The 18,103-nt window shown below is 63.2% G+C and carries 18 protein-coding genes and 1 pseudogene; 4 read left to right on the plus strand and 15 right to left on the minus strand.

Translation table 11 applies throughout. The annotated features are described in order from the left end of the window. Positions 1-8 precede the first annotated feature (8 nt). Positions 9-518 carry a MarR family winged helix-turn-helix transcriptional regulator gene (locus D906_RS23140; RefSeq protein WP_027614950.1) on the minus strand — a complete coding sequence of 170 codons (510 nt, stop codon included), beginning with the start codon at positions 516-518 and terminating at the stop codon, positions 9-11. 195 nt (positions 519-713) lie between these two features. Between D906_RS23140 and D906_RS23145 the strand changes: the two genes are divergently transcribed. Then, positions 714-1,232, plus strand: a complete 519-nt coding sequence (locus D906_RS23145; RefSeq protein WP_027608904.1) for a DMT family transporter — start codon at positions 714-716, stop codon at positions 1,230-1,232. On the opposite strand, the gene D906_RS23150 is transcribed toward D906_RS23145, so the two are convergent. Continuing rightward, positions 1,233-2,141, minus strand: a complete 909-nt coding sequence (locus D906_RS23150; RefSeq protein WP_025752611.1) for a LysR family transcriptional regulator — start codon at positions 2,139-2,141, stop codon at positions 1,233-1,235. A gap of 58 nt (positions 2,142-2,199) precedes the next feature. Between D906_RS23150 and D906_RS23155 the strand changes: the two are divergent. After that, positions 2,200-2,315 (plus strand): annotated as a pseudogene (locus D906_RS23155) (LysR family transcriptional regulator); the annotation flags it as partial. Positions 2,316-2,404: 89 nt separating this feature from the next. On the opposite strand, the gene D906_RS23160 reads toward D906_RS23155, so the two are convergent. Both D906_RS23160 and D906_RS23165 read right to left on the minus strand, forming a co-directional pair. After that, a complete protein-coding gene (locus D906_RS23160; RefSeq protein WP_016713830.1) occupies positions 2,405-2,734 on the minus strand; it encodes a hypothetical protein in 330 nt (109 codons plus the stop codon). A gap of 74 nt (positions 2,735-2,808) precedes the next feature. After that, positions 2,809-3,459, minus strand: coding sequence for a DUF998 domain-containing protein (locus D906_RS23165; protein WP_027614949.1), 651 nt, complete (start codon positions 3,457-3,459; stop codon positions 2,809-2,811). 198 nt (positions 3,460-3,657) lie between these two features. Here D906_RS23165 and D906_RS23170 point away from each other — a divergent pair, with 198 nt between their 5' ends. After that, positions 3,658-4,407, plus strand: a complete 750-nt coding sequence (locus D906_RS23170) for a FadR/GntR family transcriptional regulator (RefSeq protein WP_019099577.1) — start codon at positions 3,658-3,660, stop codon at positions 4,405-4,407. Positions 4,408-4,482: 75 nt separating this feature from the next. On the opposite strand, the gene D906_RS23175 is transcribed toward D906_RS23170, so the two are convergent. From D906_RS23175 to D906_RS23225, 11 genes are all read right to left on the minus strand, one after another. Beyond that, the gene (locus tag D906_RS23175; protein WP_027614948.1) at positions 4,483-6,063 is read right to left on the minus strand and encodes an aldehyde dehydrogenase (NADP(+)); all 1,581 of its coding nucleotides are present in this window, start codon (positions 6,061-6,063) and stop codon (positions 4,483-4,485) included. A 51-nt stretch (positions 6,064-6,114) separates the two neighbouring features. Further along, positions 6,115-7,668 (minus strand): galactarate dehydratase, encoded by a 1,554-nt coding sequence (garD, locus tag D906_RS23180; RefSeq protein ID WP_025752604.1) that lies wholly within the window; start codon positions 7,666-7,668, stop codon positions 6,115-6,117. 77 nt (positions 7,669-7,745) lie between these two features. After that, the gene (locus D906_RS23185; RefSeq protein WP_019098352.1) at positions 7,746-9,110 is read right to left on the minus strand and encodes an MFS transporter; all 1,365 of its coding nucleotides are present in this window, start codon (positions 9,108-9,110) and stop codon (positions 7,746-7,748) included. 103 nt (positions 9,111-9,213) lie between these two features. After that, complete coding sequence (gene kdgD / locus D906_RS23190; protein ID WP_016713836.1) at positions 9,214-10,125, minus strand: 5-dehydro-4-deoxyglucarate dehydratase; 912 nt, start codon at positions 10,123-10,125, stop codon at positions 9,214-9,216. A gap of 361 nt (positions 10,126-10,486) precedes the next feature. Then, the gene (locus D906_RS23195) at positions 10,487-11,296 is read right to left on the minus strand and encodes a gamma-glutamyl-gamma-aminobutyrate hydrolase family protein (RefSeq protein ID WP_027614947.1); all 810 of its coding nucleotides are present in this window, start codon (positions 11,294-11,296) and stop codon (positions 10,487-10,489) included. Between the two features lie 357 nt (positions 11,297-11,653). Then, positions 11,654-12,436, minus strand: a complete 783-nt coding sequence (locus D906_RS23200) for an amino acid ABC transporter ATP-binding protein (RefSeq protein ID WP_019098353.1) — start codon at positions 12,434-12,436, stop codon at positions 11,654-11,656. 22 nt (positions 12,437-12,458) lie between these two features. Beyond that, positions 12,459-13,703, minus strand: a complete 1,245-nt coding sequence (locus tag D906_RS23205) for an FAD-binding oxidoreductase (protein WP_016713839.1) — start codon at positions 13,701-13,703, stop codon at positions 12,459-12,461. Between the two features lie 16 nt (positions 13,704-13,719). Beyond that, positions 13,720-14,430, minus strand: a complete 711-nt coding sequence (locus D906_RS23210; protein ID WP_019098354.1) for an ABC transporter permease — start codon at positions 14,428-14,430, stop codon at positions 13,720-13,722. After that, a complete protein-coding gene (locus D906_RS23215; RefSeq protein ID WP_016713841.1) occupies positions 14,427-15,146 on the minus strand; it encodes an ABC transporter permease in 720 nt (239 codons plus the stop codon). Before D906_RS23215 ends, D906_RS23210 begins: the two co-directional genes overlap by 4 nt. An 85-nt stretch (positions 15,147-15,231) precedes the next feature. Next, complete coding sequence (locus tag D906_RS23220; RefSeq protein ID WP_019098355.1) at positions 15,232-15,984, minus strand: transporter substrate-binding domain-containing protein; 753 nt, start codon at positions 15,982-15,984, stop codon at positions 15,232-15,234. A 22-nt stretch (positions 15,985-16,006) separates the two neighbouring features. Then, complete coding sequence (locus tag D906_RS23225; RefSeq protein WP_016713843.1) at positions 16,007-16,879, minus strand: MurR/RpiR family transcriptional regulator; 873 nt, start codon at positions 16,877-16,879, stop codon at positions 16,007-16,009. Between the two features lie 143 nt (positions 16,880-17,022). Here D906_RS23225 and D906_RS23230 point away from each other — a divergent pair, with 143 nt between their 5' ends. Continuing rightward, positions 17,023-18,048, plus strand: a complete 1,026-nt coding sequence (locus D906_RS23230; protein WP_019098356.1) for an Ldh family oxidoreductase — start codon at positions 17,023-17,025, stop codon at positions 18,046-18,048. The last annotated feature ends 55 nt before the right edge of the window (positions 18,049-18,103 follow it).

The raw sequence follows: 18,103 nt of genomic DNA on the forward strand, positions 1-18,103 counted from the left end.
TATTGGCTTCAGTCCTTGTCGGGTGGCAATGCCAAGGCAGGGCTCGCCGAAAGTGCCTGCAGCGCGGTGGAAAGGGCTTCGCGCTGTGTGTTGTCCAGCGTGTGCATGATCGTGCCGATCCAGTCGGTGTGTTCGGCAAACACCTCGTCCAGGACAGCAACACCTGCCGGGGTAAGGCTGATGCTCAGTTTGCGACGGTCGTGGGCATCCTTGCGGCGCTTGATGAAGCCGTCGCCTTGCAGGCCGTCGAGCAGACCGGTGACGGTGCCCGAAGTAATCGCCAGACGCGTCGCCAGTTCCAGTGGCGACAAGCGTCCGCCAGCCGCTTGCAACGTCAGCAAGATGGCGAAACGCCCCTCCGACAAGTTATGGCGAGCCAGGCGAACCGCGCACACGCGGTTGATTGCCGCAGCCGCGGACAGCAGTTCGAAACACAGGCGCACGCTTTGCCTGGCGTCGGCAGGGGCCTCTGCCAGTGCGTCGAGCATGATGTGATGCTTGTTCTCAAGAATATTCATAAGGCGCAGTTTATCTTGGTGCCTTAGTAAGTCAACAGTGCTTGTGTTACAGGGCTGCGACAGCTGTTGAATTAGTGCGTTGCATGTCTGTTTTTCATACATGCTACGAATAGTTCATGTGCATGATTTTGATTTCCATCAGCTTGGTGCATTGCACGATGATGGCGGTCATCAACACGTTGAAAAGGCACGGCCATGTTCAGTAAATCCATGCTTCTGTTGGTTCTGCCGCTTGCCCTGGCGTTGTTTGCCGGTGCCGTACTGCCCTTTCAGGCCACCGCTAACGCTGCCGTAGGCCGGGCATTGGGGCACTGGTTATGGGGGGCGTTCACCTCGTTGACGGTGAGTTCGCTGGTGGTGATTGTTGCCCTGCTGGTTCTGAGGGTGCCTGCACCGGACATGGGCAAGGCGCTGCAGGGGCCCTGGTGGTTGTGGGTAGGGGGTGTTCTGGGGGCACTGTATGTGGCCGGTGCTGCTGCACTTACCCCAAGGCTGGGGGCTGCGGGCTTCCTGGTACTGGTCGTGGCAGGGCAGATCATCACGGCAGTGCTGGCCGACCATTTTGGGGTAATGGGGTTGACTGGCAAGCCACTCAACCTGGCCAGGCTGGCGGGCGTGGTGCTGATTTTATGTGGCGTGCTGCTGGTGCAGGGCACCTGGGCGACGGCGACACCGGCCAGTGCCGCAGCGGTGGTGAAGCAGCCAGAAGGTTGATCAGCACCCCGGTTGGCTGCAGGCCCACACGGTTTCGCGTAGCCAGCGATGCCCGGGGTCGTTGTCCTTGCGGCTGTGCCAGGCTTGCTGGTAGTCGAACGAGGGGATTGCCAGCGGCGGTTCGAACTGGCGTAACGCCGTGTGCGGGTGCAGCGAGCCTACGGCGCGGCTGGCCACGGTAAGGATTAGGTCGGTACCGGCCAATACCTCCACCGCTGCGCTCCAGTGCGGCAAGGCCAGGGCAATTCGACGGCGCAAGCCTTGGGCCGCCAGCGCACGTTCAATCTCATCGAAGGCGTCCGGGCGCATGGCCATCAGCACATGCGGGCGCGCCAGCCAGTCTTCCAGCGCCAAGCCGCCGCTGGCTGGCAGGACCTGGCGGTCGGCGACGCTGATGAAGCTGTCGGCAAACAGCGGCTGGGTAGTGATGCCTTGGGGCCGGTCCGGGAAGATGCCCAAGGCCAGGTCCAGTTCGCCATCGAGCAGTTGGGCCAGCATGGTTTCGCGGCTGGCCTGGCTGATGGCCAGGTCTACCCCGGGTGCGACCTGGCGCAGATGGCGCATCAGGGGTGGCAGGATAATGCGCGACGAGTAGTCGGACAGCGACAGCCTGAAGCGGCGCTGGGCCTTGGCCGGGTCGAACTGGGGGGTGGCGAGCAGGCCGTTGAGGCTGCCCAGCGCATCCTGCAGCGGGCTGGCCAGCGACTGGGCGAGTGTGGTGAGCGCCATGCGGCCGTTCTGGCGAACCAGCAAGGGGTCGTCGAAGTGTTTGCGCAACTGCGCCAGGGCGTGGCTTACCGCCGGCTGGCTGCGGTGCAGGCGCAGGGCGGCGCGGGTCACGTGTTTCTCGCTGAGCAGCGCGTGAAGGGCCAGCAGCAGGTTGAGGTCGATCTTGCGCAGTTCATCCATGGGGTGAATGGCTTTATCACTATTCAAATGTCTTTATCAGATTAACAAATGCAAGCACCGCCTGGTGCGGGTGTTGCCGCAGTGGCAGCGGGCATTTACCTGGTGCGGCCGACCGCGCGCCTGAATACAGCGGCACTGGGGGCATTCAAGGCCTGGCTGGAAGACCGCTTCTAGGCCGAAGCCCCTTGGCGGCCTAGAAGTGGCCTGTCGTTATTCAAGACTGAGTCTAAAGTTTATTGCATAAATATTTGATAAATAACAAATCATCTTCTTGCTACAGCGTGCTGAACGCACTGCTCGTAGTAAGTCTGCCTGATTGCCGACGGTTTTAGCCGCGAGCGGCTGTTGTAGGTCTGCTCGGTAATACCGAAGGCGGTCATGCGCATCCACGGTTTGGGGAATTTGCGTACCTGCAGCTTCTTTCGCGTGGCATACAGCGTGACCCCGGAAAGCTTGGCCTGTTGGGCTTCGGCGGCTATCTGCGCCCCCCAGGTGCAGGTGTGGCGATCGTTCTGGCTTGGCGCCCGGGCTTGGGCGCCGAAAGCGAGCGTGGCCAGCAGGCAACCGGCCAACGTTGCTAGAAGTACTCGCATGTTGCTGTCCTAAGCATATGAAGAGGAAGGAAGTTTGCCTTCGCTTTTCAAGACCGGGGGCCAGCAATTTGCCGTCAGATCACCGCCATGCGCAGCGGGCTGGTGGCAGGCTTGCGCAGGCTGGCCCAGGCCAGGCTGGCAACCCAGATCACCGACACACCATAGTTCAGGCGTTGATACAGGCCGAACAACTGGCCGTTTTGCGCTGCCTGACCCATCAGTGCGACGGTAATGATCGCCAGCACCACACAGGCCAGTGAGAACAGCGCAAAGGCCCGCGAGCCGGCAATGCGATTGCCCAGCCACGCCCACAGCGCACTGGCCAGGGTCAGCGAGAGGAACATCAGCAGGCCGGACAGGTTATGCAGTTGCTGTGAGGTGGACGGCTGCGCTGGTGCGCAATCTTGGTCACACGGGAACCAGCCGGTGCCCAGGCTGCCGACACCATGCACCAACACCAGGGCCGCACTCAGCATAGCCAGCTTCGAACCACGCCAGCGCCGCGCCAGGCCCCAGGCAAACAGCGCGAACAGCGCAGCCAGTGGGAAGTTGTTTACCAGTGGCGACCAGCTGTGGGTTGGCGCGCCGACGGCGCCGAGCTGGCTCATGGCATGTTGCAGGTGGTCATAGCCGGGGTAAGCCTGGGCGGTGAGCCACACACCTGCCAGCAACCAGAAGGGTATCAGCAGGCCGCTGGCGAGCAATAAACGGTCGAGGGTTTTCATGCGGCATTTTCCTTCCATGGATGAGTGAGCGCAAAGGCGCACAGTACAGGCGTGCGCAGGCTCTGGGCCAGCACTTGCTCCAGTTTTTTCATAGTTGTGGCTTGGGAGGGAAAGCAAGAAATACCGCACCGGGTGTATGTGATCGTACAACTGCATGCGCTATGATGAGCGCTATCTTTCAAGGTGAAACACAGGGCAATGACAGAGCAGCAGGTACAGGCAAGGACCCGGCGCAAGCCGCGTAGTCTGGCCCAGGAACTGGTCACGGTGCTGACCGAGCGCATTCGCAGTGGCCAGCTCAAGCGTGGCGACAAGCTTCCGACCGAATCGCAGATCATGGCTGAGGAGGGCGTCAGCCGCACCGTGGTGCGTGAGGCGATCTCGCGGCTACAGGCCGCCGGGCAGGTCGAGACCCGTCATGGCATCGGTACCTTCGTGCTGGACGCGCCGGCCACCGGGGGCTTTCGCATCGACCCGGCCACCGTGGTCACCCTGCGTGAAGTGCTGGCAGTGCTGGAATTGCGCATTGCCCTGGAGATCGAGTCGGCAGGCCTGGCGGCGCAGCGGCGCAGCGATGAAGAGCTGGCAGGCATGCGTGCGGCGCTGGATGAGCTCAACGAAGGGGCGGCCCATGCCAACGATGCGGTGTCGGCGGACTTCCAGTTTCACCTGCGCATTGCACAGGCCAGTGGCAACCATTACTTCGCCGATATCATCAACCACCTGGGCACCAGCATCATCCCTCGCACCCGGGTGAATTCGGCGCGGCTGGCCCATGATGACCAGGCGCATTACATGAGCCGGTTGATGCATGAGCACGAGGCGATTTATGAAGCAATCGCCCGGCGTGACAGCGAGGGGGCGAAGATGGCCATGCGCATGCACCTGAGCAATAGCCGGGAGCGCTTGCGTCAGGTACATGAAGAGGCTGAGGCGCAAGGGGCCTGAAGTTTCTCTTGCCAGCGGACACTGCCAAAAGAAAAGCCCCGCCATGCGCGGGGCTTTCTTGTTTCAGGCAATCACTCAGATCGCCGCGTCACTCCACTGACCATTGACCAAACGGCGCAGACCCAATGGGTTGCCGTCGCGCAAGGCTTCAGGCAGCAACGCCTGCGGGTAGTTCTGGTAGCACACCGGGCGCAGGAAGCGGTCGATAGCCAATGTGCCAACCGAGGTGCCACGGGCGTCGGAGGTGGCCGGGTAGGGCCCGCCGTGGACCATCGCATCACACACTTCGACACCGGTCGGGTAACCGTTGACCAGAATGCGCCCGACCTTCTCCTCCAGCAGCGGCACCAGCCAGGCAAAGGCCTCGAAGTCCTCCTGCTCACCGATCAGCGTCGCGGTCAGCTGGCCACGCAGGCCGAGCAGGGCGGCGCGCAACTGGTCGTTGTCCTGCACTTCGACCGCTACGGTGGTTGGGCCGAACACTTCTTCCTGCAGCAGCGGGTCGGCATTCACCAGCAGGCTGGCGTCGGCCTTGAACAGCTGGGCGCGGGCCTGGCTGCCTTCCTGTGGCTGGCCAGCCAGGTGCTCGATACCCGCGTGGGCGTGCAGGTGCTCCAGACCGCCGACGTAGCTGCGCAGGCCGCCGGCGTTGAGCATGGTCTGGCCGGCCTGGGCGTTCAGGTGCTGGCCAAGGTCGGCCAGCAGTTGACTGAACTGAGGCGATTGCAAGCCGATGACCATGCCAGGGTTGGTGCAGAACTGGCCGGCGCCCATGCACACGGAGCCGGCCAGCTCGCGGGCGATGGCCTCGCCACGTTTGGCCAGGGCGCCCGGAAGGACGATCACCGGGTTGATGCTGGACATCTCGGCGAACACAGGGATGGGTTGCGGGCGCTCGGCAGCCATGCGGCACAGGGCGTCGCCACCGTTGAGCGAACCGGTGAAGCCGACAGCTTGGATGGCCGGGTGCTTGACCAGCCACTCGCCCACGCCGCCACCGAATACCATGTTGAACACACCCTTGGGCATGCCGGTACGTTCGGCGGCGCGCACGATGGCGCAGCCGACCAGGTCGGCGGTGGCCATGTGGCCGCTGTGCGCCTTGAACACCACCGGGCAACCGGCAGCCAGAGCGGCCGCGGTGTCGCCACCGGCGGTGGAGAAGGCCAGCGGGAAGTTGCTGGCGCCGAACACGGCGACCGGGCCAACGCCGATGCGCATCTGGCGCAGGTCTACACGCGGCAGCGGCTGGCGCTCGGGCAGGGCCAGGTCGATACGGGCACCGAGGAAGTCACCCCGGCGCAGCACCTGGGCGAACAGGCGCATCTGGCCGCTGGTGCGGCCACGCTCGCCTTGAATACGGGCGGCGGGCAGGGCGGTTTCGCGGCAGACGATGGCGACGAAGGCGTCGTCCAGTTCGTCCAGCTCGGCGGCGATCGCATCGAGGAAGTCGGCGCGGCGGGCTGGGCTCAATTGGCGGAATTCGGCGAAAGCGGCCTTGGCAGCGGTGGCGGCCTGGTCCACTTCGGCTTCGGTAGCTTGGGCGAAGCTGTAGGGCAGGGCCTCGCCAGTGCTGGCGTCCAGGCTCTGCAGGCGCTGTTGGCCGGCGGCGCTGCGCTGGCCGGCGATGAAGTTGTGGCCGAGGATTTCAGGCATGGGGTGCTCCTGTAGGTTAAGAGAATGTCTGATAGGTTGCTGCCTTGGGCATCAAGTAATCGGTGCCGGGTTGAACAGGGTGATGTCGTTGTGCAACCGGTGCTGTTCGGCCCAGGTCTGCTTGCGGCCGCTGGCCACGTCCAGGTAGTAGTGGAACAGTTCCCAACCCAGCTCTTCGATGGTCGAGCGGCCTGTGGCGATGCGCCCGGCGTCGATGTCGATCAGGTCGGGCCAACGCTGGGCCAGTTCGCTGCGGGTGCACACCTTGACCACTGGTGCCATGGCGAGGCCGTATGGGGTGCCACGGCCGGTAGTGAATACATGCAGGTTCATGCCGGCAGCCAGTTGCAGGGTGCCGCAGACGAAGTCGCTGGCCGGGGTGGCGCAGAAAATCAGGCCCTTGCGCGTAACTCGCTCGCCTGGGCCAAGCACGCCCTGAATGGCGCCGCTGCCGGACTTGACGATCGAACCCAGCGACTTCTCGACGATATTGGACAGGCCGCCTTTCTTGTTGCCCGGCGTGGTGTTGGCGCTGCGGTCGGCCGCACCTTGCTCCAGATAACGGTCGTACCAGTCCATTTCGCGTATCAGGGCACCGGCAACATCCTGGTTTTCGGCGCGAGAGGTCAGCATGTAAATGGCGTCGCGTACTTCGGTCACCTCCGAGAACAGCACGGTGGCGCCGGCGCGTACCAGCAGGTCGGACGCGTAGCCCAGTGCCGGGTTGGCGGTAATGCCCGAGAAGGCGTCGCTGCCGCCGCACTGCATGCCAAGGATCAGCTCGCTGGCAGGTACGGTTTCGCGTCGGCGCTGGTCGAGTTTCTTCAGTCGGGTTTCGGCCAGTGCCATGATCTGTTCGATCATTTCCACAAAGCCCAGGCTGGCGTCCTGCAGGCGGTACAGCCACGGGTCGCTGAGGTCCACCGACGGGTCGTTGTCGTGCATCACCTGGCCGGCCTGCAGTTTTTCGCAGCCCAGGCTGATGACCAGCGCCTCGCCGCCCAGGTTGGGGTTGCGCGCCAGGTTGCGCACGGTGCGGATCGGGATGTAGGCGTCGCGTGCGTTGATCGCCACGCCGCAGCCGTAGCTGTGGGTGATGGCCACCACGTCATCGACGTTGGGGTATTTGGGCAGTAGTTCGCTGCGGATGCGCTTCACTGCGTGTTCGAGCACGCCGGTCACGCATTGCACGGTGGTGGTAATGCCGAGGATGTTGCGGGTACCGACGGTACCGTCTGCGTTGCGGTAGCCTTCGAATGTGAAGCCTTCCAGCGGCGGCAAGGGCTGCGGGACAGCGTCGCAGCGCGGCAGGCTGTCCAGCTCCGGGGCGGACGGCATGGCCAGTTGGCTTTCCTGCACCCAGCTGCCTTGGCGCAGGTCTTCCAGCGCATAGCCGATGATTTGCCCGTAGCGGCGCACGGGTTCGCCCTTGGCGATGGTCACGGTGGCCACCTTGTGGCTTTGTGGCACGCCTTCGACCAAGGTCAGGCCATCGGCGAAACGGGCGCCTTCGCCCAGGCCGCCGTCGTTTACAACCACGACGACGTTATCGTCGTCATGCAGGCGGACGTAGCGGGGCGAGTCGGAATGTTCGATCAACTGCATGTTTGGGCCCTACTTGTCAGGTTCTCAGGCTTTTTGTACATCCGCCCGCACCGGTTAACCGGCGCGGGCGTGTTCACTCAGTGGCGCGAGCTGGCCAGTTCGCTGTTGGCGGCAGGCTCAGCCTGTGGCTTTGGGGCATCGTCGCGCAGCTCGATGCGTTTGATCGGGCCAACGATCACCAGGTAGCTGAACACCGCCACCAAGGCGTTGGCACCTACATACACCAGCGCCCACTTGAACGAGCCGGTGGCGCTGATGATGTAGCCGATCACGATCGGGGTGGTGATCGAGGCGATGTTGCCGAAGGTGTTGAACAGGCCACCTGACAGTCCGGCGATCTGCTTGGGCGAGGTGTCCGCCACCACCGCCCAGCCCAGCGCGCCAATGCCTTTGCCGAAGAACGCCAGGGTCATGAAGCCGACCACCATCCATTCGGCGTCTACATAGTTGCAGAACACCATGGTGGTCGACAGCAACAGGCCGCAGACGATCGGCAGTTTGCGCGAGAAGGTCAGCGAGTTGCCACGGCGCAGCAGCCAGTCCGAGATCACGCCACCCAGCACGCCACCAATGAAGCCGCAGACCGCCGGCAGCGAGGCGATGAAGCCCGCCTTGAGGATGGTCATGCCGCGCTCCTGCACCAGGTACACCGGGAACCAGGTGAGGAAGAAATAGGTGATGGCGTTGATGCAGTATTGGCCCAGGTACACGCCCAGCAGCATGCGGCTGGTCAGTAGCTGCTTGATGTAGCCCCATTTCGGGCCGTCGTTGCCGCGCTTCTGGTCCATGTCCACCAGGCCGCCGTTCTGCTCGATGTGTTCAAGCTCGCTTTGGCTGATGCGGGGGTGTTGGCGCGGGTTGTGGATGGTCTTCAGCCATACCATGGAGAACACGATGCCCAGTGCGCCCATGACCACGAACACATGCTCCCAGCCGAAGCTGAACACGATCCAGCCCATGATCGGCGCGAACAGTGCAGTGGCGAAGTACTGTGCCGAGTTGAAGATGGCCGAGGCCGTGCCACGCTCCTGTGTGGGGAACCAGGCGGCGACGATGCGCGCGTTGCCCGGGAACGACGGGGCTTCGGCGAAACCAACCAGGAAGCGCAGGGTGAAGAGGGTCACTACGGCCCAGGCAACCGGAAGGCCACCGACAAAACCCTGCAACAGGGTGAACAGCGACCAGGTGAAGATGCTGAAGGCGTAGACGTTCTTGGAACCGAAACGATCGAGCAGCCAGCCACCAGGAATCTGGCCAGCTACGTAAGCCCATCCGAAGGCGGAGAAGATATAACCGAGGGTTACGGCGTCAATGCCGAGGTCTTTCTGCAGGCTGGAACCTGCGATTGCAATGGTAGCGCGGTCGGCATAGTTGATCGTGGTCACCAGAAACAGCATGAACAGGATCAGGTAGCGCACATGCGTCTTCTTAGTCGCTTGCATGCTGGTAATACTCCCACTAGTTATTTTTGTGCGGGCTCACGAATTGTAACCGGAGTGGGGCTTCCCACTCCGGGTGCGGCAAGGGCAGGCCGCAGGGGTGCGCTTATTGCGGACCCATCTTGTCCATCAGGGCTGCGAGCATTTCGTACTCTTCGGCAGTCAGGTCGGTCAGCGGCGTGCGCACCGGGCCTGCGTCGTAACCGGCAATTTTGGCGCCGGCCTTGACGATGCTGACGGCGTAGCCGGCTTTGCGGTTACGGATGTCCAGGTACGGCAGGAAGAAATCGTCGATCAGCTTGGCCACGGCGGCGTGGTCGTCACGGGCGATGGCGTTGTAGAAGTCCATGGCGGTCTTCGGCACGAAGTTGAACACGGCGGAGGAGTACACCGGTACGCCCAGGGCCTTGTAGGCAGCAGCATACACTTCGGCGGTCGGCAGCCCACCCAGGTAGCTGAAGCGGTCGCCCAGGCGGCGACGGATCGACACCATCAGCTCGATATCACCCAGGCCGTCTTTGTAACCGATCAGGTTCGGGCAGCGCTCGGCCAGTTTTTCCAGCAGGTCGGCGTTCAGGCGGCAGACGTTGCGGTTGTACACCACCACGCCGATTTTTACCGATTTGCACACCGCTTCTACGTGGGCGGCAACGCCATCCTGGCTGGCTTCGGTCAGGTAGTGCGGCAGCAGCAGCAGGCCTTTGGCACCCAGGCGCTCGGCTTCCTGGGCGTATTCAATGGCCTGGCGGGTGGAGCCACCCACGCCGGCGAGAATCGGTACCGAAGTAGCACAGGTGTCGACGGCGGTCTTGATCACCTGGCTGTATTCGCTGGCAGCCAGGGAGAAGAACTCACCGGTGCCGCCAGCGGCGAACAGGGCACTGGCGCCATACGGGGCCAGCCATTCCAGGCGTTTGATGTAGCCAGCCTGGTTGAAATCGCCCTGGGCGTTGAAGTCGGTGACCGGGAAAGACAGCAGGCCGTGGGAGAGGATGGATTTCAGTTCTTGTGGAGTCATTGTTCTAGGCATCCTGTGGCGCTTGGGTGAAGGGTGTTGTTCTGCGGTGGAGGTAAGTTATCGTACAACTTGTACGATGACTAGTCCCTTTGCGAGATTTTTTTGCGGCGGTGCAGGAGGGAAGGGTTAATTCTGTACTGGCGTCTTCGCGGGTTACAGCAGAAGGAGCCGAAGACACCGATGGCAGACCAATCACAATCAGTCATCGTATCTCTTGAGAGGGGAGGGAAAAACGATCGCGGAGACAGGCACAAGCCCGCCGCCCGCATCCACGGGAAGTGTTCTGGGACCAGCAGAGGGTGACCGGGGAAACGGGGGCGGCCTTGCGCCACCCCGCGATCAAAGCAGAGGAAACGGTAGGTCAGGCAGCGTGCTGGCGCTTGATCTGCGCCTTGCGTACCTGGGCGCGGCAAGCATCGCCGAATGCCTGGAAGATCTTGATCGAATCAGGGTTTTTCGCCGCTTGCCATTCCGGGTGCCACTGCACGGCGAACAGGAACGGCGAAATGCTCGGGGCGTGAATGGCCTCGACCAGGCCGTCTTCGGCGTGGGCGATGGCTTCGATGCCAGCGCCGAGCTTGCGCAGGCCTTGGCCATGCAACGAGTTGACGCGAATCTCGTCGGTACCCAGGGTGTCCTGCAGCCAGCTGCCTGGCTGGATTTTTACGCCATGAACCTGAGCGTATTGCACTTCAACCGGGTCTTCCGGGTTTTCCCGGTGGTCGTTGAAGCCCGGCTCGGCGTACACCTTCTGGTAGATGTCGCCGCCCAGGGCGACGTTGATTTCCTGCATGCCACGGCAGATGCCGAAGATTGGCAGGCCACGCTTGATCGCCGCCTTGACCAGCGGGATGTCGAACAGGTCGCGGTTCTGGTCCTGGCCCTTGCCTGGGGTCTGGTTTTCCTGGCCATACAGGGCCGGGTCGATGTTGCTGCCAGCGCCGGTCAGGTACACGCCGTCGGCCATGTCCAGGTAGGGCTCGAGGTCTTCAGTGCCGCAGCAGGTGGGCACCAGTACCGGAACGCAATCGGAGAACTCGACCAGCGGCGTGATGTATTTGTGGGTCATGACTTGATAGTCATGGCCTTTGCGCTCTTGGCTGCCCATGGTCATCAGGACGACGGGTTTGCGCAGGGAAGGTTGCTTGTTGCCAATGTTGCTGTTGGACATATGTCACCTTGGGACAGGTTCGGCCTGTCGTTGTTGTGCAGGTGCACGGCGCGGAGCCTTGGGTGCAGCCTGTAGCCCCGAGCACTGCCGGCTCGTCAGAGGCGACGATTCCGGTCGGGGCATGTAGATAGCTTGCCAGAGCCGTTCGATATGTCAAACGACTGAAGAGGGCTTTAACGCGGGGAATGCACCGGTTTTTGGGGGCTGAAACCGATGCGGGCCTGTTGTGGCGTGGGTTTGGCGGGGATGCCGGTCAATAATATTTAACGATGCAGTTGGGTCTTTGCAGCGGTGCAATAAAGTGTTGCTTGTGCCGGCCTCTTCGCGGGCAAGCTTGCGAAGAGGCCAGAGCAGGCTTCAGTGCAGTATCTGCGCCAGAAACGCCTTGGCCCGGTCGGTACGCGGCTGGTTGAAGAACACCTGCGGCGGGCTGTCCTCGATGATTTGCCCACCCTCAAGGAACAGCACCCGCTCGGCCACTTGCCGGGCAAAGCCCATTTCGTGGGTCACGCACAGCATGGTCATGCCCGTGCCGGCCAGCTGCACCAGCACATCCAGCACCTCGGCAACCATTTCTGGGTCCAGCGCCGAGGTTGGCTCGTCAAACAGCATGATCCTCGGCTTCATGCACAGCGCCCGGGCGATCGCCACGCGCTGCTGCTGGCCACCGGATAGCTGGCTGGGGTACTTGTGCGCCTGGCTTTCGATACCCACCTTCTTCAGGTACATGCGCGCCCGTTCCTCGGCGTCCTTGCGCGACAGCCCGCGCACGCTGGTAGGGGCGAGCAGGCAGTTGTCCAGTACGCTCATGTGCGGGAACAGGTTGAAATGCTGGAACACCATGCCGATATCGCTGCGCACCTGCGCCGCTTCCCGGGTGGTGGCGGCCAGGTCGATGCCGTCGACCTTTATGCTGCCCTGCTGGGCCACCTCCAGGCGGTTGATGCAGCGGATCAGCGTCGATTTTCCCGAGCCGGACGGCCCGCACAGCACGATGCGTTCGCCTTCGCGCACCTGCAGGTCGATGTCGTGCAGCACGTGGTACGCGCCGTAGTGCTTGTTCAGGCCTTCGATGCGTATCAGCACCTGGCGTGGGTCGGGCTCGGGGGCAAGGCTGGCAAGGCTCAGTGGTGCGGTCATGTTGTTTTTCTCCCGCGTGGGTTCAGTCGAAACGGGTCGCGCTGTAGGGCGCGGGGTCGGTGAAGGGGTGTTCGCCGGTGATCAGCTCGGCCACCAGCCGACCGCTGACCGGGCCCAGGGTGAGGCCGTGGTGGGCGTGGCCGAAGTTGAACCACAGCCCCGGGTGGCGCGGTGCAGGGCCGATCACCGGGCGCATGTCGGGCAGGCACGGGCGACGGCCCAGCCACGGCGTGTCATCCAGGCGTTCGCCCAAGGCCGGGAACAGCTTGCGCGCCAGGGCCTCGCAGCGGCCCAGCTGGATCTGGTTGCCGGGCGCGCTGGCTGCGTCGAACTCGATGCCGGTCGTCAGTCGCACGCCGCGCGCCATCGGTGCCAGCACGTAGCCGCCCTGGGTATCGCAAATGGAGTGCTCCAGTTGCGCACCGTCACGAGTGCTGTAGTGCATGTGGTAGCCGCGCTTGATCGCCAGCGGGATCTGGTAGCCCAGGCCGCTGAACAGTTCGGCCGACTGTGGGCCTAGGCAGGCCACCACCTCGTCGGCGGTAATCGGGCCGCGGCGGCTCTCGACCCGCCATTGGCCGTTGGCTTGGCGCAGGCTGCGCGCATCACCATGCAGGAACTGCCCGCCGCGCTGCTGAAACAGCGCCGCGTAGCCACGGGTGAGGGCGCCGGGGTTGTTCACGGTCTTCGGGTCGAGCCAGTGGATGCCGCCGACCACGGTGGCGTCCAGCTGGTGCTCGCGGGCCTGCAGTTGCCCGCATTCAAGGATTTCAAATTGCAAGCCATAGCGGCTCAGGCCTTTGGCATCGGCCTTGGCCTGCTCGAACAGGGCCGGGTCGCGGAACACTTCGATCCAGCCTTTGGCCTGCACCAGCCCTTCAAGGCCGGCAGCAGCGATCAGCGCGTCGTGTTCTTCGACGCAGCGCTGCACCAGCGGCAGCATGTCAGCGGCGGCGCCGGCCAGCCGGCCAGGGGCTGAATGACGCCAGTAGCGCCACAGCCACGGCGCGGCCTTGGGCAGGTGCGCCAGGCTGTAGCGCACATCGGGCTGGCGGTTCAGGCCGTAGCGCAGTAATGCGCCCAGTTGCCGGGGAAAGGCATAGGGGATGACGCTGGAGCGTTCGATCAACCCGGCGTTGCCGTGGCTGGTACCGCTGCCCGGTTCGTCGCGGTCGATCAGGATCACCTGGCGCCCGCGGGCCTGCAGGTGCAGCGCGGTGCTGACGCCGACGATGCCGGCGCCGAGGACAAGGGTCTGGCAATGCATGGAACGTATCCTTCGGTCAGTTCAGGTGGCGGCCCAGGCGGGCTTCCAGGTGTTTCAGCAGGCGCCGCACCAGTTCCACGATCACCAGGTAGAGCACAGCGGCCCACAGGTAGATCTGGAAGTCGAAACTGCGCGAGAAGGCCAGTTTGGTCACGCCCATGAGGTCGTAGATGGTCACCAGCGAGGCAATCGCGCTGGCCTTGATCATCAGGATCAGTTCGTTGCCCAGTGGGCCTATGGCCACCAGCAGCGACTGCGGCAGGATCACCTTGAAGAAGGTGGTCGAGCGTTTCAGGTTCAGCGCCCGGGCTGCCTCATGCTGGCCGGGGGCCACGGCCATCAGGCTGCCGCGGAAGATCTCGGCCTGGTAGGCGGCGGTGTTCAGGGTGAATGCCAGCAAGGTGCAGTACCACGCCTCGCGGAAGAACCACCACAGGCCGACGTCCTGCCAGAAGCCCTTGAGCGAGCCCAGGCCGTAATACAGCAGAAACAGTTGGGCCAGCAGCGGCGAGCCACGGAAGAAGTACACATAACCGGCGGCCATACGCTGCAGCACCAGGCTGCGCGACATGCGAGCCAGGGCCAGCAACAGGCCGAGCACGGCGCCCAGGCTGAAGGAAATGGCCACCAGCTTGGCGGTTACCAGCAGGCCATCGAGAAAGCGTGGGCCGTAACGTTCCAGCAGGTCGGGGTCGAGCACCAGTGCCAGCAGTTGTTCGAAGCTCATGCGCGTGCTCCTTGCAGGTGGCGGTTGCTGCGCCGTTCGATGTAGGCGAACACGCGCCCGGAAAGTGCCGCGAACAGCAGGTAACCCAGGCAGGCGACGCCGTAGAAGAACATCGGCTCCTTGGTCACGCTGACCGCCAGGTTGGTCTGGCGCATCAGGTCGACCAGCGAAATGGTCGACACCAGCGAGGTGTCCTTGAGCAGCGACAGCCAGTTGTTCGACAAGCCGGGCAGGGCGATGCGGGTCAGTTGCGGCAACAGCACCTTGAAGAAGCCGGTGCGCTTGCTCAGGCCCAGTGCCGAGCAGGCTTCCAGCTGGCCTTTGGGCAGGGTCTTGAAGGCTGCCAGCCAGATCTCGCTGGAAAACGCGGCGAACACCAGGCTGAAGGCAATCATCGCGGCAAGGAAGGTGTTGATCAGGAACTCACCCTCGTAGCCCATGGCAGCCAGAATTTTCTGCGCGGCAATCTGGCAGCCGTAATAAATGATGAGCAACGTCAGCAGCTCTGGCAGGCCGCGGAACACGGTAGAGAACGTGGTGGCCCAGGCCCGTGGCAGGCGTTTGCGCGAGCGTGCGGCCAGGGCGACTACCAGGCCCAGCGGCAGGCCGATGGGCAGGCAGGCCAGGGCGAGGGAAACCGTAACCAGCGCGCCGGCCAGCAGCGCCTGGCCCCAGCCTCCGCTGGCGAAGGACAGCAAGGACAATTGATCGAGCATGACAAACCCCTTGGACGGGTAGTGCGGTCTCTGTGGGAGCGACGCAACGCCGTTCCCACAGAGATTTCGCAAGACTTCCTGAAGATCAGTTGTAGATATCGAAGGCGAAGTACTTGCTGGCGATCTTCTGGTAGGTGCCGTTGGCCACGATCTGTTGCAGTGCAACGTTCAGGCGCTGGCGCAGGGCCTCGTCTTCCTTGCGCACGGCAATGGCAGCATCGGCTTTGGTGTTTGCCACGTCGCCGAGGATCTTGCAGCAATCCCCACCGTTCTTGGTCATCCACTCGTGCAGCGGGAATTTGTCGGCAATCACCCCGTCCAGGCGCCCGGCGGCCAGGTCGGCGTTGGCTTCGTCCATGGTCGGGTACAGCTTCACGTCGGCGCCGGCTTTGCCATACACGTCTTCGGCGTAGATGGCCTGGGTGGACGACGACTGGGCGCCAACGGTGTAGCCGACAAAGTCGGTCTGGGCGCTGTCGATCTTGCTGTCCTTGGCGACGGCAACGGTCAGCGGGGTGCGGTAGTAATGGTCGGTGAAGGCGATTTTCTTGCGACGTTCTTCGGTGTCGATCATCGAGGCGACAATAGCGTCGTACTTGCGTGCCATCAGGGCCGGGATGATGCCCTCCCAGTCCTGGGCCACCAGCGTGCACTCGACTTTCATCTGTTCGCACAGGGCGTGGGTGATGTCGATGTCGAAGCCGTGCAGTTTGTTATCGGCATCGACATAGTTGAAGGGCGGGTAGGCGCCCTCGGTGGCAAAACGCAGGGTTTCGGCACTGGCGGCACCCGTCAGCAGCAGGGCACACGCACCCACCAAGGCCATGGTCTTGTTCATCTCGCACCTCATTGCACTCTTGCTATTGTTGTTTGCCCGCCGACCACGAGGTGTAGCCGACGAACTCGTTATGTAGAGCGGCAGTCGCTTCCAAGCGTTTTTCAACATCAGGCCCGAGTTTCTTGCAGACCTCGTTGACCATCAGGTGAACCCACGACAGCATCGTCGAGGTGGATTCCCAGAACAGGTTGAACTCGGTGGGGATGCGGAACACCTCGTCGGCGTTGGCATCGGCCCAGTCACAGAAGGTGTCGGTCACCAGGGTGACCGCGATGCCCGCCTCGCGCGCCTTCTGGCACAGCATCAAGGCATGGCGGGAATAACGGCGCGCTTCGAACACCACCAGGGCGCTGTCTTCGGCGCGGCCAAGCAGCACTTCGCCGAAGTGCCCGGCGCTGATATCGACCAGTTGTACGCCATCGCGCAGGTATTGCAGCAAGTGGCTCATGCACATGGCCACGCCGCGCTCGGTCTGGAAGCCGGCGATGAACACCCGTGGCTTGCTGGCCAGGCGCTGCGCCACGCTGTGCCAGGCCGGGCTCTGGCGGTACTCGTGCACGCGCACCAGGGCGGCGATTTCCAGCTCCAGGCTGCCGGCGTTGTCGCTGGCGTCCTGGTTCTGGCGGTAATCTTGCAGGCGGTCGCCCACCAGCCACGGGCCATCGCCCAAGTCGTTCTGCAGGTCTTGTTTTAATGCCTTGAGGTGGGCATAACCCAATGAACGGCAGAAGCGCCCGACGCTGGATTCACTGACGCCCAGCTTGGCCGCGATGCTGGCTGAAGTCTGGAACGGCAGTTCGTGCAGGTTGGCAAGCATGTAGGTGGCGATCTTGCGGCCCGAGGCAGCGGCTCCTTCGAGGCTGTTTTCCAGGCGTTGCTTGATCGGTTGGCTCATGCTGTGGCTCCAGGGGTAAGGCTTGGGGAAGAAAATGAATGTTTTCTGTCATCAAGTCAACATTTGACAGATTGCTGTCACATGCAGGAAAGTTTTTGTCGTTGCAACGCTGTAGCCATTCCAATACCAACAAGGAGCTTCAGATGTCCGCACCTTCTACCGGCACTGTCGTGCGTGTGCCTTTTACCGAACTGCAGGGCCTGTTGCAGGCCATCTTCCGGCGCCATGGCTGCAGCGAGCGTGTGGCCGGGGTGCTGGCTTACAACTGTGCCAGTGCCCAGCGTGATGGCGCGCACAGCCATGGGGTATTCCGCATGCCCGGGTATGTTTCGACCCTGGCCAGTGGCTGGGTTGACGGCCAGGCCATACCTAAGGTCAGTGATGTAGCTGCCGGCTATGTCAGTGTCGATGCAGCCGGCGGCTTCGCCCAGCCGGCGCTGGCTGCGGCCCGCGAGTTGTTGGTTGCCAAGGCGCGCAATGCCGGCATTGCCGTATTGGCAATCCACAACTCGCACCACTTCGCGGCACTGTGGCCGGATGTAGAGCCGTTTGCCGAAGAGGGCCTGGTGGCCCTGAGCGTGGTCAACAGCATGACCTGTGTGGTGCCGCATGGCGCCCGCAAGCCACTGTTCGGCACCAACCCCATCGCGTTTGCTGCGCCATGCGCCGAACACGACCCGATCGTCTTCGACATGGCCACCAGCGCCATGGCCCACGGTGACGTGCAGATTGCTGCGCGTGCCGGCCAGCAACTACCAGAAGGCATGGGTGTGGATGCCAATGGCGAGCCGACCACCGACCCGCTGGCGATTCTGGAGGGTGGCGCCTTGCTACCGTTTGGCGGGCACAAGGGCTCGGCGCTGTCGATGATGGTCGAGTTGCTGGCGGCGGCGCTGACCGGTGGGCATTTCTCCTGGGAGTTCGACTGGTCGGGGTACCCAGGGGCGAAAACGCCATGGACCGGGCAACTGATCATCGTCATCGACCCGCACAAGGCCGAGGGCGAGCGCTTTGCCCAGCGCAGCCGCGAGCTGGTGGAACAGATGCAGGCGGTGGGGTTGACGCGCATGCCGGGTGAGCGGCGATACCGCGAGCGTGAGGTGGCTGAGGAGGAGGGGGTGGCGGTGACCGAGCAGGAGTTGCAGGGCCTGAAAGACTTGCTTGGCTGACCCGGCCCTTTCGCGGGCACGCGCGCTCCCACAGGTACGCGCTGAACCTGTGGGA

This window comes from Pseudomonas sp. LAIL14HWK12:I1 (genome assembly GCF_003202095.1).
In the GTDB taxonomy this organism is placed as follows: Bacteria; Pseudomonadota; Gammaproteobacteria; order Pseudomonadales; family Pseudomonadaceae; genus Aquipseudomonas; species Aquipseudomonas monteilii.